The following is a 12,482-nucleotide window of genomic DNA, read 5'->3' on the forward strand; positions in this document are numbered from 1 at the left end:
ACCTCTCGCCGCCCGGGTCCACGACGGGACGGCCGCCGCCACCGGTCGGCTCGCCGGACCCACCCCTGAAATCACGATGACAGAGGTCGGCCCCGGATGGGAGCCGCCGACCCGTGTCTGATCAGGCCGATTAAGGTCATCTTTCGCCCGAACCCGGCGCGCGCCGCCGGCGTCCCGCGTTCGTCCCGGCGCCACGGGCATCAGTTGGTGAGCATGTCGAGCCGGCGGAGGATGACGCCCTCGCGGAGCGCCCAAGGGCAGACCTCAAGCCGCGACACGCCGAACAGGTCCATGGCGGCGTCCGCGACGATCGCCCCTGCGGGCAGCTGCGGGACGCGGCGCTCGGAGACGCCGGGCAGCCTGGCGCGTTCCTCGGGGGCGAGCCCGCCCAGCTTCTCGGCCCATTCGGTGACGTCCTCGTGCCGGAGCTGGCGCCGCACGTACGGGCCTTCGGACGACGGCGCGGCCCCCGCGATCCGGGCAAGCTGCCGGAGCGTCTTGGACGTGGCCACCGCCTGGTCGGGCGGCCCGTACCTGGCGACCTCGCCGACATGGCGCGCGATCTCCGCGCGGACGTGCCGGCGCAGCTTGCGCACCTCGTCGGCGGGCACCGGATCGGCGGTGAACCAGTCCCTGGTGAGCCGGACCGCGCCCAGGGGCAGCGAGATCGCCACGTCCGGCTCCTCGTCGATCCCGGACGCGATCTCCAGCGAGCCGCCGCCGATGTCGATCACCAGCAGCCGTCCCGAGGACCAGCCGAACCAGCGCCGCACCGCCAGGAAGGTCAGCCGCGCCTCGTCCTCGCCCGCCAGCACCTTGATGTCGACCTGCGCGGTCTCCCTGATCCTGTCGAGGATCTCCTCGCCGTTCGCGGCGTCCCGGACGGCGGAGGTGGCGAAGGCGACCAGGTCCTCCACGCCCTTGTCCTCGGCGACCTGAAGCGCCTCCTGGACGAAGGCGCGCAGCTTGGTCTCGCCCTGCTTCGACAGCCGGTCGCCGTCCTCCAGGTGGGCGGCCAGCCGCAGCTCCGCCTTGTGGGAGAACGCGGGAAGGGGGCGCGCGCCACGGTGCGCGTCCACCACCAGCAGATGCACCGTGTTCGAGCCCACGTCCAGCACACCGAGTCGCATGGGACGACGCTACCGAACGGCTCCGGCGGGACTTCCGCGGATCTCGATTTATCGGGCAAGATCCACCCCCGGGGCCGGTCCGCCATGCAGAATGATCGGTGCCGGACCGCCGGAGAGTCCACCGGAAACCGCTCCCCCCTCCCGGAGACGTCGATGAGTGTCGATGCGAACGATTCCGCGCCCGGTGCCGCACCGGTCCGGCGCGCCGCGGCCTGGGCGATCGACTTCGCCCTGGCGCTGACCGTGGCCGTGCTCCTGGGCGGCTGGACCTGGACGCGCATCAGCACGCTGGTGAAGGACGTTCCCGGGCTGGCACGGCAGGGCGCCTGGGAGGTCATCAGCTCGGGCGGCGACATCAAGGCGGCCTCCGCCGACTTCGGGTCGTCGTTGTGGAACTCGGCGTCCGGTTATGTGATGCAGGCGTTCGCCGCCCTCGTCCTGATCGTGTTCGTGTACCACTTCGTCGGGCTCGCCTGGAGGGGACGGACGCTCGGCAAGCTGGCCCTCGACCTGCGCGTGGAGGCGCCCGGCCGCGCGCGGCTGGGGAAGCGGCAAGCCTGCGCGAGGGCGATGTCCACGACGGTGTGCGACGTCGGGCTCTTCGCGGTGGCGTGCTGTGTGCTCCTCCAGGGCGCGTTCCTGCTGTCGGTGGTGTGCTGGCTGCTCGCCGTGACCGTGTTCTGGGTGAACGTGCTGCCCGCCGTGTTCCCTGGCCGCCTCACCGTGTCGGATCGTGTCATCGGCACTCGCGTGGCACGCGCGCACCTGATTCGCGCCGTGGCGGGACAGGCCGTCCAGGGCGGGCGGGCCGCGTGGCAAGGGGTGCAGCGGATGGCCGAGCAGGACCGCGTCCAGAACCTGGGGCGCGGGGCGGTGGCGAAGGGACGGGGCGCCCTGGAGAGGGGCAAGCAGGCGTACGCGGATCGCCGTTCAGGCGATGCGTCTCCGCCCGCTCCGCCCGCGCTGCCTCCGCCCGCGCCGCCCTATCAGGCGCCTCCCGTCCCGTATCAGCCTCCAGCGGTGCCCTATCAGCAGCAGCGGCCGGGCGAGCGGATCCCCCGTCCCGAGGAGCAATAGCCGCCCCGGCTACCGTGGATGCTGTGGACGAGGTGAACGGCGCTGAGCGTCGCTGGCGGGTGCCGCCCGCTCAGCCGGTCGTCAAGGCGGTCGCCGCCGTCGCCTTCGCGGTGGTCGCGGCGGCGTCGCTGGACGACCCGCCGTTCCTGCTGCTGGCGTTGGTGGCCGCGGGCGGGCTCGCCGCGCTGGCCCTCCGCGACGCCATCGCCCCCGTACGGGTCGCGGCCGACGACGAGGCCGTGACCGTCGTCTCCGGTTACGCGGGACGCCGCCGCGTCCCGTGGCCCTCGGTGCGGGAGATCCGGGTGGACGAGCGGCGCCGCCTGCTGCACCGGACCCGGCTGCTGGAGATCGAGACCGACGACGACCTGTACCTGTTCAGCGCGTTCGACCTCGGCGCCGACGTGCGGGACGCCGCCGGTGAGCTGGAGCGGCTCCGCGCCCGCGCCGACCGCTGACCGCCGGACGTCAGCCGGGCAGGGGGTCGCGCTCGTACGGGTAGGAGCTCTGGGCGCCCGGCGCCCGCACCGCCGCGGCGCCCACCCGGACGGCGTGGCGGGCGGCGTCGGCCAGCGCGTCGCCCCTGGCCAGGCGGAGGCAGAGCGCGGCGGTGAACGCGTCACCGGCGCCGGTGGTGTCCACCGCCTCGACGCGCGGCGCGGGCACGGACGCCGTCCCGGACGCGTCGGCGGCCAGGGCACCGTCCCCGCCCAGCGTGATCACGACGGAGCGGGGGCCGCGGGCCAGGAGCCGCTCGGCGAGGGCCGCGGGCTCGTCCCCCCGGCCCTGCCGTCCCAGCAGGAACGCGGCCTCGTGTTCGTTCACGACCAGCGGGTCGCACAGCGCGAGCAGGTCGTCCGGGAGCGGCGCCGGCGGCGACAGGTTGAGCACCACCCGCGCCCCCGCGTCCGCCGCCGTGCGGGCGGCGGCGTGGACGGTCTCAAGCGGGATCTCGAGCTGGAACGAGACCACCGAGGCCCCTTGGAGCAACGGCCGCGCGGGCGGGACGTCGGAGGGGAGCAGCCGCCGGTTCGCTCCCGGCGAGACGATGATGCTGTTGTCGCCGTCCGGGTCCACGGTGATGAGGGCGACGCCGCTGGGACCCGGTGTGCGGAGGAGATGACCGAGATCGACCCCGGCGTCGGCGAGGGCCGAGCGGAGCAGTGCCCCGTTGCCGTCGTCCCCGATGCGGGCGAGGATCGCGACCCGCCCGCCGAGCCGCGCGGCGGCCACGGCCTGGTTGGCGCCCTTGCCGCCCGGGTAGACGGCCAGGTCGGAGCCCAGCACGGTCTCGCCGGGGCCGGGGCGGCGCTCCACCCCGATCACCAGATCCGCGTTGACGGAGCCGACGACCACGACCTCATGGCGCGCGTCCCCCGCTGCGGGCACCGGCCCCTCCCCTCTCACGAACCGTCACCGCTCGCACAAGCGAAGCACACGCCTACACGACCGTTCGCGCATCCCGCAACCCTTCGCGGCGTCCCGCGGCGGGGTCAGCACGGGGTGAGGGTCGCGAGATCGACGACCTCGGCCAGCTCGGTCACCGTCGTGTAGTAGCCGCGGCCGACCAGCCCGCCGCCGTCCGTCACCAGGAACGCGGCGTCCACGTCCTGCGGGATCCCCAGGAAGTTCGCCCAGACGCGGTGCGAGCCCGACAGGCGGACCGCCACGACCCTCAGCCGTCCCGGACCGGCCCAGCAGGTGTCCCCGTCCGTCTCCCGGCTGGGATCCCCGTTGTCCCCTCCGACCGTCCCCACAAGATCATAATTACTCAGAGTGATCGAGCGGAAACGTGTCGGTGGCGGGCGCTACCGTGGTCGGCCGTGAGCGAGGTGCACGAGACCCGGCTGGCCCGCCGGGTCGCCCAGGCCGCGGCCACGCAGGTGCGGCGGTCGCACTCGGTGTCGGCGATCGAGGTGTTCCAGCGGCTCGGCTGGCTGCCGCCCCTCCGGGTGACCGAGTGGCGCCAGGGACGGCTCGACCCGCTCGAAGCCGCCCTGACCGTCCGATCCGACAAGATCGACACCGCGTTGCGGGCGCTGCGCGACTGGGCCGCGGAGCGCGGCCTGGAACCGGTGGAGACCGCCTATGTCGCCGCCACCCGCGACCGCCGTGCGCTGCGGTTCGCCGCGCGCACCGGCACCCCCGCCGACCGCGCCGACGAGATCGAGCGCGCCTACCGCACCCACTGGCTCTCCCCCGGCCTGCCGCCCGCCCGGCGCGAGAGCATCACCGCCCGCCAGAGCAAGGCGCCCGACCTCATGGCGATCCTGCCCTCGCGCACCGGCTGGACCTGCGCGTCCTGCCACCGCGACGGCGGCGAGTTCATGGTCGTGGAGGACGCCGACCCGCTCTGCCTGACCTGCGCCGACATGGACCACCTGGTGTTCCTGCCCGCCGGGAACGCCGCGCTGAGCCGGCGCGCCAAGAAGGAGAGCGGCCTGTCGGCGATCGTCGTCCAGCCCAACCGCAGGCGCAAACGGTACGAGCGGCGCGGCGTGCTGGTCGAGGAGGAGGCCCTGGCACGGGCGGAGGAGCAGTGCCTGGCCGACGAGGACGCGCGGGCCCGGCGCCGCGAGCGCGACCGGGAGCGCCGCGCGCAACAGGACGAGAAGTTCCAAGCCCGGATGGCCGAGGAGATTCGCCGCCTGTTCCCCGGCTGCCCGCCCGAACGCGCACGAGCGATCGCGTCGCACGCGAGCCTGCGCGGCAGCGGACGGGTCGGGCGCTCGGCCGCGGGACGCGAGCTGGACGAGGACGCGCTGCGCCTCGCCGTCGCCGCGTCCATCAGGCACCAGGACACCGACTACGACGCGCTGCTGATGGCGGGCGTCTCCCGGCGGGACGCCCGTGACCGGATCCGCGCCACCGTCGAGGCCGTGCTGGACTCCTGGCGGCGCGAACCCGGCTGAGCGCCGCCACGGCCCGCCGGCCGCGACGGCGCCCCTCGGGTGAAGACCGCTACTTGTCGGCGAAGAGGGAGCGCGCCAGGACGGCGGTGTCGGGGTTGTCGGAGAACACCGCGTCGATGCCCGTCCTGTAGAAGAGCTCGTACTCCCTCAGCGCCTGCCCGTAGTCGCTGGGGACGGTGCCGTTGCGCAGGTCGACCGGCAGGAACTGGTTCTCGTTGCGGAACGTGTACGGCGCGAGCTTGAGCCCGGCGCCGTGCGCGTCCCGTACCAGCGTGGTCGGGGCGCCGATCGTGCCGTCCGGCCCGTTCGGGATGATCAGGGTCTTCTCCGGCCCGATCCAGTCGGCGTAGGTGCTGATCTCCTTCAGGCCCTGCGGGGTCAGCATGTCGGCGTAGGTCGGTCCGTGGCCGTTGTCGATCGTGTCGAACGGGGCGCCGCTGGCGGAGATGAGCTGGGTGACCTGGACGCGCAGCGCCTTGTCCAGCATGCGGGCGCTGGTGGGCTCGAAGGACTGGAGGATCACGCGGCCGTCGGGCCGGTCCAGGCCGTTGCGCTTGATGATCTCGATGACCCGGGGTTCCAGCGGCAGTCCCGCGCTCTTGCGGAAGTACGTCGGGTGCTTGGTCTCCGGGATGATCGCGATGGTGCGGCCGTGCTCGCGGCTCAGGCGCTTGGCCAGATCGATGACCTCCTGCAACGTCGGCACCTGGAAGAGCCCGTTGTAGAGGGTGTTGCGCTGGCGGACCGCCGGGATCCGCTCGACCACGCGCAGCGTCCTGAGCTCCGCGAGCGTGAAGTCCTCGGTGAACCAGCCGGTGACGCTGACGCCGTCGATGGTCTTGGTGGTGCGGCGGTTCGCGAACTCGGGATGGTCCGCCACGTCGGTCGTCCCGCCGATCTCGTTCTCGTGCCTGGCGACCAGCTGCCCGTCCTTGGTCGGGACGAGGTCGGGCTCGATGACGTCCGCGCCCATCCGCACGGCCAGCTCGTAGGCGGCCAGGGTGTGCTCCGGACGGTAACCGGAGGCTCCGCGGTGGCCGACGACGAGCGGCCGTGCCCTGCCGCGCTCCTTCGCCACGAACGCCAGGGACGCCCCGGGGGACGCCGCGCCGGCCGGGCCCGCCACCGTCAGCAGCGGCAGCAGGACGGCGCCCGCCCCCAGCAGAGCCGCTCCGCGCCATGTGCGTCGTGTCGTCCTCGTGCTCCGGGCGGCCATGTCGGCTCCTTTCCGGCGGGGTCCCCGGACGACCCTCGCCCGGAGATCACCGCGCGCCCGCAACGTACCGAGCGGGGGACGACCGAGCCAGGACCTCCACGATGACGGCACGGCCAACCTTGATCGTCCCCACGGTGAACGCGGCCGCCGATGCCCGCCTTCGGGGATCCGCCCGACCACCGCACGGCCACGGCGAGCAGCAGTCTCAACACCGGCAACTGGTACTGGCCGAGAGCAGGATGCCCGCGTTCAGCCAGACGACCAGGAGAGCGGCCACGAGGAGGCCGCCGGTGATGGCCACGCCGCCCAGCACGGCGATGGTGATGGCGGGCAGCGCCATGCCGTTGCCGGCCGTCCCGGCGTCCGGGCGGGCGGACGCGAACCGGGCGCCGATCACGATCTCCGCCACGCCCGACGGCAGCCCCGCGAGGGTGTAGGCGCGGAAGCGCACGCCCGCCACGGACAGGCTCGCGAACCGGGGGCGGTCTCGTTGGTCGGCGTACGGCCTCCGCCCGTACGCCGAGCGGTGCGCCAGCAGCCACACCAGGTGCTTCGGAACGGCCGGGAGGGCACCGGGCAGGTCCACGTACGCGGCGAAGCCGTGCGGATCCTGGACGGGCTTGGACGAGATGGGGGCATGTCATTGCCGACGAGAGACAGCGAGCTGTAGGCGTAGTACCTCGCGAGCGTGGCGACCGGCGATGGGAAACCGCAGGCTCACCATGAGCGGAGAATCCGGAGTCCCCGGCCGACGGGCCGGAGACTCTGGAACGGGATCGGGGACGACGCCCCGATCAGAAGATCAGATCGAAGGTCTCGGGATCCTCGCCGACACGGGCGCCCCTGTCCATCTTCCTGATGGCCGCCATGTCGTCGTCGGCCAGCTCGAACCCGAACACGTCGAAGTTCTCGGCGATCCGGGACGGCGTCACCGACTTCGGGATCACGATGTTCCCGAGCTGTATCTGCCAGCGCAACGCGATCTGCGCCGGTGTCCGGTCGTACTTCTCGGCCAGGGAGGTCAGCACCGGGTCCCGCAGCAGCTTCCCGCCGTGCCCCAGCGGGCTGTACGCCTCGGTGCGCACGTCGTACTCGCTGTTCACGGCGCGCATGTCGGCCTGCTGGAAGTACGGGTGCAGCTCGATCTGGTTGACCGCCGGCACCACGTCCCCCTCGTCGACGACCCGGCGCAGCGTCCCGGCGGTGAAGTTGGACACTCCGATGGACCGCACCCGCCCGCCCTCCAGCAGCTTCTCGAACGCCCGCCAGGTGTCCATGTACCTGTCCCGGGACGGCATCGGCCAATGGATCAGGTACAGGTCCAGGTAGTCCAGTCCGAGGAGGCGCATGCTGGTGTCGAAGGCGCGCAACGTCGAGTCGTAGCCCTGGTCGCCGTTCCGCAGCTTCGTGGTGACGAACAGCTCCTCGCGCGGTATCCCGGACGCCCGCAGGGCACGCCCGGTGCCCTCCTCGTTCTCGTACGCCGAGGCGGTGTCGACGCTCCGGTAACCGATGTCCAGCGCCGTCCGCACCACGTTCTCGGTGTCCTCCTGCGGCACCAGCCACAGGCCCAATCCGAGCTGCGGCATGGTGATCCCGTTGTTGAGCTCGACGCCGGAAACGGTCACGGTCCCTCCTGTGGACACACATCCAAGATCATTTCAAGCCCGCCTCCTCACGTTCCGAGACGGGTCGCCCGCCCCATACCCAGCCGTCGCCCAAGCACGCGCCGTGCCCGCTTCCGCCGCGCGTGACCGACCCCGTACGCTGCCGCGCATGACAGCCTCAGACGACATCGCGGAACTGGAGCGGGCGGCACAGCGGCTACTGGACGGACGCGTGGCGGCGATCCGCGAACTGGCCGTGGCCAAGCAGGCACGCGACCGGCTCAAAGCCGAACTGGACGAGGCGGAACGCCGATACGGCACCCTGTACGCCGAGGCGGAGCGCGCCGGATGGCAGGAGTCCGAACTGAGGGAACTGGACTTCCCCGACCCGGAACGGCGCCCCCGCGGACGTCCCCGCCAGTCGTCCCCCCGCCGCAAGAAGTCAACCGGCGGCACCCCACCACGCCCTGCCCCAGAGGCGCAGCCAGAACCCCCCGCCGACCAAGCACCACCCTCCAACGGACAACCTCACGACCCCCGACCCTGGACCCCGAACCACCCCAACTGACCACTCCGCTCAAAGCCGCCCAGCCGGCGTGGACACCGGTGAACAGCCGCCCTGCCCGTGGCGCAGGGTCGCCCTGTCCCCGAGCCAAGCAATACGACCGCCCGGCCGCTGCGCAGGCTTGGCCAGGAGGTCGACTTCCCGAAGCGAAACCTGCTGCGGCCAGATGCACTTCAACACCGGATACCGTTCCCAGGCCGCGCCCTGGCGCGCGGCTTCGCCGAGGCGTTCGCGGGGTACGACGCGGTCGTGACCCCGTCGGCGTCCTGCGGCGTCCGCGACCAGCATCCCAAGCCCGTCAACGGGCCGAGGCCATAGAGGGAGAGCGGGATATCGGCCATCGTCCAGCCCAGACGGTACGAGCGGCGTCTTGGTCGAGGAGCCGCCGAGGTGGTCCCAGGCCAGCGCACTTGGCCCGCCGTGGGCGGCCGTACCGCGGGCGCTTGTACCCCGGCCAGGGCGAAGGCGGCACGTTCACCTGGACGGCGCCGATCAGGGCGCAGCCGAGACCGACGCACGGGGCCGGTGGCGCACAACCGGCCCCGGCCGCCTGGTCACTGCCGCGCATTTCATCCGCGGCCAACGTCACGGCCAGGAAACTGGTCGGCGACCCGCTGGAAGCCGACGCATCCCTCCGCGCGAGGAATACCGCCGAACGGCTTCTAACACCCATGCGGTCTCCTCGTCGACCGCGGCGAGAAACGGGAGGATCTCGACGAATGCGCGGCACCGGTGGACGCCCCCAAGCGCCCACCGAGCCGTAACGCGCTCAGCCTGCCCATAGGTCAGGCGGCATCGCCCACCGGCTCTACTGCGGTCACGGTGAGGCGAGATTGGCGCAAACGAACTCCGAGCCGCGCTCCCATGCCAGGCGGACAGGCTCCCGCAGTACAAGGGACGCCGGTCGTCCAAAGAACTGCGCCCGGCCCGGTAGCCCCGGAGTGTTCAGGAAGCGGGAGCGGGCTCGACCGGCGTGTTCTGACCGGCCACGATCTTCCAGCCGCTCCCGCGTCGGGCGATCACGTAGAGGGTTACTCCTCCGGTGCCCTGGATGGGCGAGCCCGCGCTGTCGGTGGGTGTCTGCCTCACGTTCACCGCGATCACGTCGGGTGCGATCTCCAGCAGCTTGACCACGTCGTAGCGAGCGTAGGAATCCCGCAGGAAGCCCTTCATCGCGGGAGCGCCGGACTCGGCGATCGCCTGGCGGCCGTCCAGGCGCACGCCCCTGGCGTTCGACCAGGACGTCTCTTCCGCGTACTGCTCGCTGAGAGCGATGGGGTCCTTTGTGTTGAACGCCTTTTCCAATGCCTTCACCACACCGGTGACCGCTTCCTGCGTCTCCGGCGGGATCTCCCCCACCACGAGAACATCGCTCACCATGCCCGTGCCTCCCCGTAGCCGAAGTCCCCTCGAACCGGCGATGAACACCTAAAAACGATTCAACAACCTGAAGTCATCTTGAGGTCAAGCCCAATCTCGCCCGAACACCGCCTGCCGCCGTGTCGGTGCATGCGGCACCACGCGCTGGGACGGCTGCCACGATTCGCCTGGGACCTGGTGCTCCGTCACGGCGCGGCGCCCTCGATGATGCGGTCCGAGTGAGATGGACGGGATGGCGGAGTCTTCAACTCATCCCCCGGGCAACCAGGTCTCTCAGTTGATGCGGAAGACGGGAATGCCGGGGGCGGCGTCGAGCAGTTGCTCGTCGGTCGGGTTCTTGGGCAGGTTGTCGAAGAAGCGACCGACCTCCCAGCCCCAGCGCTTGAGGTAGGCGCGCAGCATCGGCAGCTTGTCGGCGTCCGGAAGTTCGGTGACCGTGATCGGCTCGACCTTCCGGCCCAGGCGCAGCTCGCCCTCGCCCGAGACGCGGATGTTGCGGACCCAGTGAGTGTGGCCGCGCGGGGCCACCAGGTAGCGCGTCCCATCCAGGGTGAGCAGGTTGATCGGGGCGGTGCGCCACTTCCCGCTGGTGCGCCCTCGCACGGCGAGGATGCGCGTGCCCATGAGGCTGATCCCGTGCCGGGTCAGGAAGGCGACGGCCTTGTTGAAGTACACCTCGATGCCGCTGGCCTGGACGTGGCGATTGGCGTTGGTCATGACTCTTCTCCGAGTGTGAGCACTGCTCTCCGTTGAGATCAGTGTGCACCATACCCACCCCACTTCGCAAGAGCAGTGCTCTCTCTTTTGTTCGGCGCTCTTGTTTCTGGCAGACTGGCCCCATGAACGCCGGCCGTACCGCCAGGGAACGAGCCCGTGCCGAGCTGACACGGGAGATCAAGGAGGAGGCCCGGCGCCAGCTACGGGCCTCGGGCCCCAACGGCCTGTCGCTGCGCGCGGTGGCGCGCGAGCTCGGCATGGTCTCCTCGGCCCTGTACCGCTACTTCCCCAGCCGGGACGAGTTGCTCACAGCTTTGATCATCGACGCCTACAACGCCCTGGCCGACCGGGTCGAGGCCGCGTCGGCGTCCGCCGAGACCACCGAGTTCCGGGACTTCCGCCAGCGCTGGCGCGCCTGCTGCGCCGCCATCCGGGAGTGGGCACGCGAGCACCCGCACGAGTACGCGCTCATCTACGGCTCACCCGTCCCCGGTTACCAGGCGCCCGAGGACACCATCGCCCCGGCCGCCCGTATACCCATCGTCCTCGCCGCCCCCCTGCGCGACGCCTTGAAGGCCGGCGTCCTGACCCCGCCCCAGGACGACCTGTCACCCGAACTCACGGAGCAGGCGGCCAAAGCCGCCTCGCTGGTCGGTCCTGAGCTTCCACCACCCGTGATGGTCCGGTTCGGCGTCGCCTGGACCCAGGTCTTCGGCCTGATCAGCTTCGAGCTGTTCGGCCATTTCGCCAACAGCTTCGACCCCGCCGAGCCGATCTTCACCCACACCACCGACCTGATCGCCGACTTCCTCGGCCTCCCCACCTGACCGAGGAAACGGACCTTCGCCCCCGCTCCTCCGCCCGCCCCCGGCCACAGCCGCGGACCGGTAGAGGAGGTCGACTTACACCGGCGATCCCGCCGCAGTACGGCGAGGCCATCGAGATCCGGCGGCACGACGATGGAATCGAGACACGGGCATCGGGCGGCCTGGACACCCCGGCCATTGCGATCACCTGCTGGAACGGTGAGGCCGTGAAGACCAGGGCAGCGCGCCAGAACGCCGCGATCGTCCTCGCCTCGGCCCTCGTGAGCGGTGCGGCACCGTCCCGCAGGCCACTGCCCCGTTCAGATTGAGCGGCTTGGCAGGCGTCGCCGTCCGGGCCACGGTTGCGGGGTCGGTTTGCACCGGAGTCACGCAGCGTTATGGCGGGGTGTCGAGGTGCGGGCGGGGTGTTAAGCGGGCCGTTCCGGTTGGCTGTGAGGCGAACGGGGTGGGCGGAGCCCTGTAGTGAGGGGGTGCGGGCGGGGGCGGGGTAGTGTCGGCGCATGGCATGCCGTATCACGGAGCTGGTGTTGGATTGCCGCGAGCCGGAGAAACTCGCTGCATTCTGGTGTGAGGTCTTGGATTATGTCGTCCTGGAAAAGGAGGGGGACGATATCGCGATCGGACCTCAAGAGGGGTTCGGCGGTCTCCAGCCCATCCTTGTGCTCAGCCGGACCGACGAGCCCAAGAACGGCAAGTTGCCCCTGCACATCGATGTCAACGCCACCGACCGCGAGCAGGAAGCCGAGCTTGAACGCCTTCTCGCCGCGGGGGCGCGGCACGCCGACGTCGGCCAGACCGGCGACGAGCCCTGGTATGTGCTCGCCGACCCGGAGGGGAATGAGTTCTGCCTGCTTCGGTCACGTGTCTCTTGAGCCGCGCGGCCCCTATCTGCTGACATGGCGTCGATGCCGGCGCCGTAATACGGATTCCGGCCGGGGCTGATTCGGCTTCGCCAGAGTTCGCGCGGCTGAAAGCTCTTGGCTCCGCAAGCATGGGTGGGAAGCCCCGGCGCAGGCATGCGTGGAAACGTAGACGGCCTGGCCTACCCGGT

The 12,482-nt window shown here is 71.4% G+C and carries 14 protein-coding genes; 6 read left to right on the forward strand and 8 right to left on the reverse strand.

What is annotated here, in order from left to right:
• Positions 1 to 200 precede the first annotated feature (200 nt).
• Positions 201 to 1,130 (reverse strand): Ppx/GppA phosphatase family protein, encoded by a 930-nt coding sequence (locus ACGWYJ_RS16090; protein ID WP_395106781.1) that lies wholly within the window; start codon positions 1,128 to 1,130, stop codon positions 201 to 203.
• Between the two features lie 153 nt (positions 1,131 to 1,283).
• Between ACGWYJ_RS16090 and ACGWYJ_RS16095 the strand changes: the two genes are divergently transcribed.
• Together ACGWYJ_RS16095 and ACGWYJ_RS16100 are read left to right on the forward strand one after the other, a co-directional pair.
• Positions 1,284 to 2,207, forward strand: a complete 924-nt coding sequence (locus ACGWYJ_RS16095) for an RDD family protein (protein WP_395106782.1) — start codon at positions 1,284 to 1,286, stop codon at positions 2,205 to 2,207.
• A 23-nt stretch (positions 2,208 to 2,230) separates the two neighbouring features.
• Complete coding sequence (locus tag ACGWYJ_RS16100) at positions 2,231 to 2,665, forward strand: PH domain-containing protein (protein WP_395106783.1); 435 nt, start codon at positions 2,231 to 2,233, stop codon at positions 2,663 to 2,665.
• Positions 2,666 to 2,675: 10 nt separating this feature from the next.
• Here the strand turns inward: ACGWYJ_RS16100 and ACGWYJ_RS16105 are convergent, their stop codons facing one another.
• Together ACGWYJ_RS16105 and ACGWYJ_RS16110 are read right to left on the reverse strand one after the other, a co-directional pair.
• Positions 2,676 to 3,596: a ribokinase gene (locus tag ACGWYJ_RS16105; RefSeq protein ID WP_395106784.1), complete on the reverse strand. Its 921-nt coding sequence runs from the start codon at positions 3,594 to 3,596 to the stop codon at positions 2,676 to 2,678.
• A 104-nt stretch (positions 3,597 to 3,700) separates the two neighbouring features.
• Positions 3,701 to 3,964: a hypothetical protein gene (locus ACGWYJ_RS16110; RefSeq protein WP_395106785.1), complete on the reverse strand. Its 264-nt coding sequence runs from the start codon at positions 3,962 to 3,964 to the stop codon at positions 3,701 to 3,703.
• A gap of 66 nt (positions 3,965 to 4,030) precedes the next feature.
• On the opposite strand from ACGWYJ_RS16110, the gene ACGWYJ_RS16115 reads away from it, so the two are divergent.
• Complete coding sequence (locus ACGWYJ_RS16115; RefSeq protein ID WP_395106786.1) at positions 4,031 to 5,119, forward strand: DUF2293 domain-containing protein; 1,089 nt, start codon at positions 4,031 to 4,033, stop codon at positions 5,117 to 5,119.
• A 49-nt stretch (positions 5,120 to 5,168) separates the two neighbouring features.
• Here the strand turns inward: ACGWYJ_RS16115 and ACGWYJ_RS16120 are convergent, their stop codons facing one another.
• From ACGWYJ_RS16120 to ACGWYJ_RS16130, 3 genes are all read right to left on the reverse strand, one after another.
• Positions 5,169 to 6,335, reverse strand: a complete 1,167-nt coding sequence (locus ACGWYJ_RS16120) for a glycerophosphodiester phosphodiesterase (protein WP_395106787.1) — start codon at positions 6,333 to 6,335, stop codon at positions 5,169 to 5,171.
• A 205-nt stretch (positions 6,336 to 6,540) separates the two neighbouring features.
• Positions 6,541 to 6,921, reverse strand: a complete 381-nt coding sequence (locus tag ACGWYJ_RS16125; RefSeq protein WP_395106788.1) for a hypothetical protein — start codon at positions 6,919 to 6,921, stop codon at positions 6,541 to 6,543.
• Between the two features lie 208 nt (positions 6,922 to 7,129).
• Positions 7,130 to 7,963, reverse strand: a complete 834-nt coding sequence (locus ACGWYJ_RS16130) for an aldo/keto reductase (RefSeq protein ID WP_395106789.1) — start codon at positions 7,961 to 7,963, stop codon at positions 7,130 to 7,132.
• 148 nt (positions 7,964 to 8,111) lie between these two features.
• On the opposite strand from ACGWYJ_RS16130, the gene ACGWYJ_RS16135 reads away from it, so the two are divergent.
• On the forward strand, positions 8,112 to 8,510 hold the full coding sequence (locus ACGWYJ_RS16135) for a hypothetical protein (RefSeq protein WP_395106790.1): 399 nt from the start codon (positions 8,112 to 8,114) through the stop codon (positions 8,508 to 8,510).
• 942 nt (positions 8,511 to 9,452) lie between these two features.
• Here ACGWYJ_RS16135 and ACGWYJ_RS16140 read toward each other — a convergent pair.
• Both ACGWYJ_RS16140 and ACGWYJ_RS16145 read right to left on the reverse strand, forming a co-directional pair.
• On the reverse strand, positions 9,453 to 9,887 hold the full coding sequence (locus ACGWYJ_RS16140; RefSeq protein WP_395106791.1) for an SgcJ/EcaC family oxidoreductase: 435 nt from the start codon (positions 9,885 to 9,887) through the stop codon (positions 9,453 to 9,455).
• Between the two features lie 273 nt (positions 9,888 to 10,160).
• Positions 10,161 to 10,604, reverse strand: a complete 444-nt coding sequence (locus ACGWYJ_RS16145; protein ID WP_395106792.1) for a nitroreductase/quinone reductase family protein — start codon at positions 10,602 to 10,604, stop codon at positions 10,161 to 10,163.
• A 122-nt stretch (positions 10,605 to 10,726) separates the two neighbouring features.
• Between ACGWYJ_RS16145 and ACGWYJ_RS16150 the strand changes: the two genes are divergently transcribed.
• Together ACGWYJ_RS16150 and ACGWYJ_RS16155 are read left to right on the forward strand one after the other, a co-directional pair.
• Positions 10,727 to 11,431 carry a TetR/AcrR family transcriptional regulator gene (locus tag ACGWYJ_RS16150; protein ID WP_395106793.1) on the forward strand — a complete coding sequence of 235 codons (705 nt, stop codon included), beginning with the start codon at positions 10,727 to 10,729 and terminating at the stop codon, positions 11,429 to 11,431.
• Between the two features lie 500 nt (positions 11,432 to 11,931).
• Complete coding sequence (locus tag ACGWYJ_RS16155) at positions 11,932 to 12,303, forward strand: VOC family protein (RefSeq protein ID WP_395106794.1); 372 nt, start codon at positions 11,932 to 11,934, stop codon at positions 12,301 to 12,303.
• The last annotated feature ends 179 nt before the right edge of the window (positions 12,304 to 12,482 follow it).

The sequence above is a fragment of the Actinomadura sp. SCN-SB genome, from assembly GCF_043906805.1.
In the GTDB taxonomy this organism is placed as follows: domain Bacteria; phylum Actinomycetota; class Actinomycetes; order Streptosporangiales; family Streptosporangiaceae; genus Spirillospora.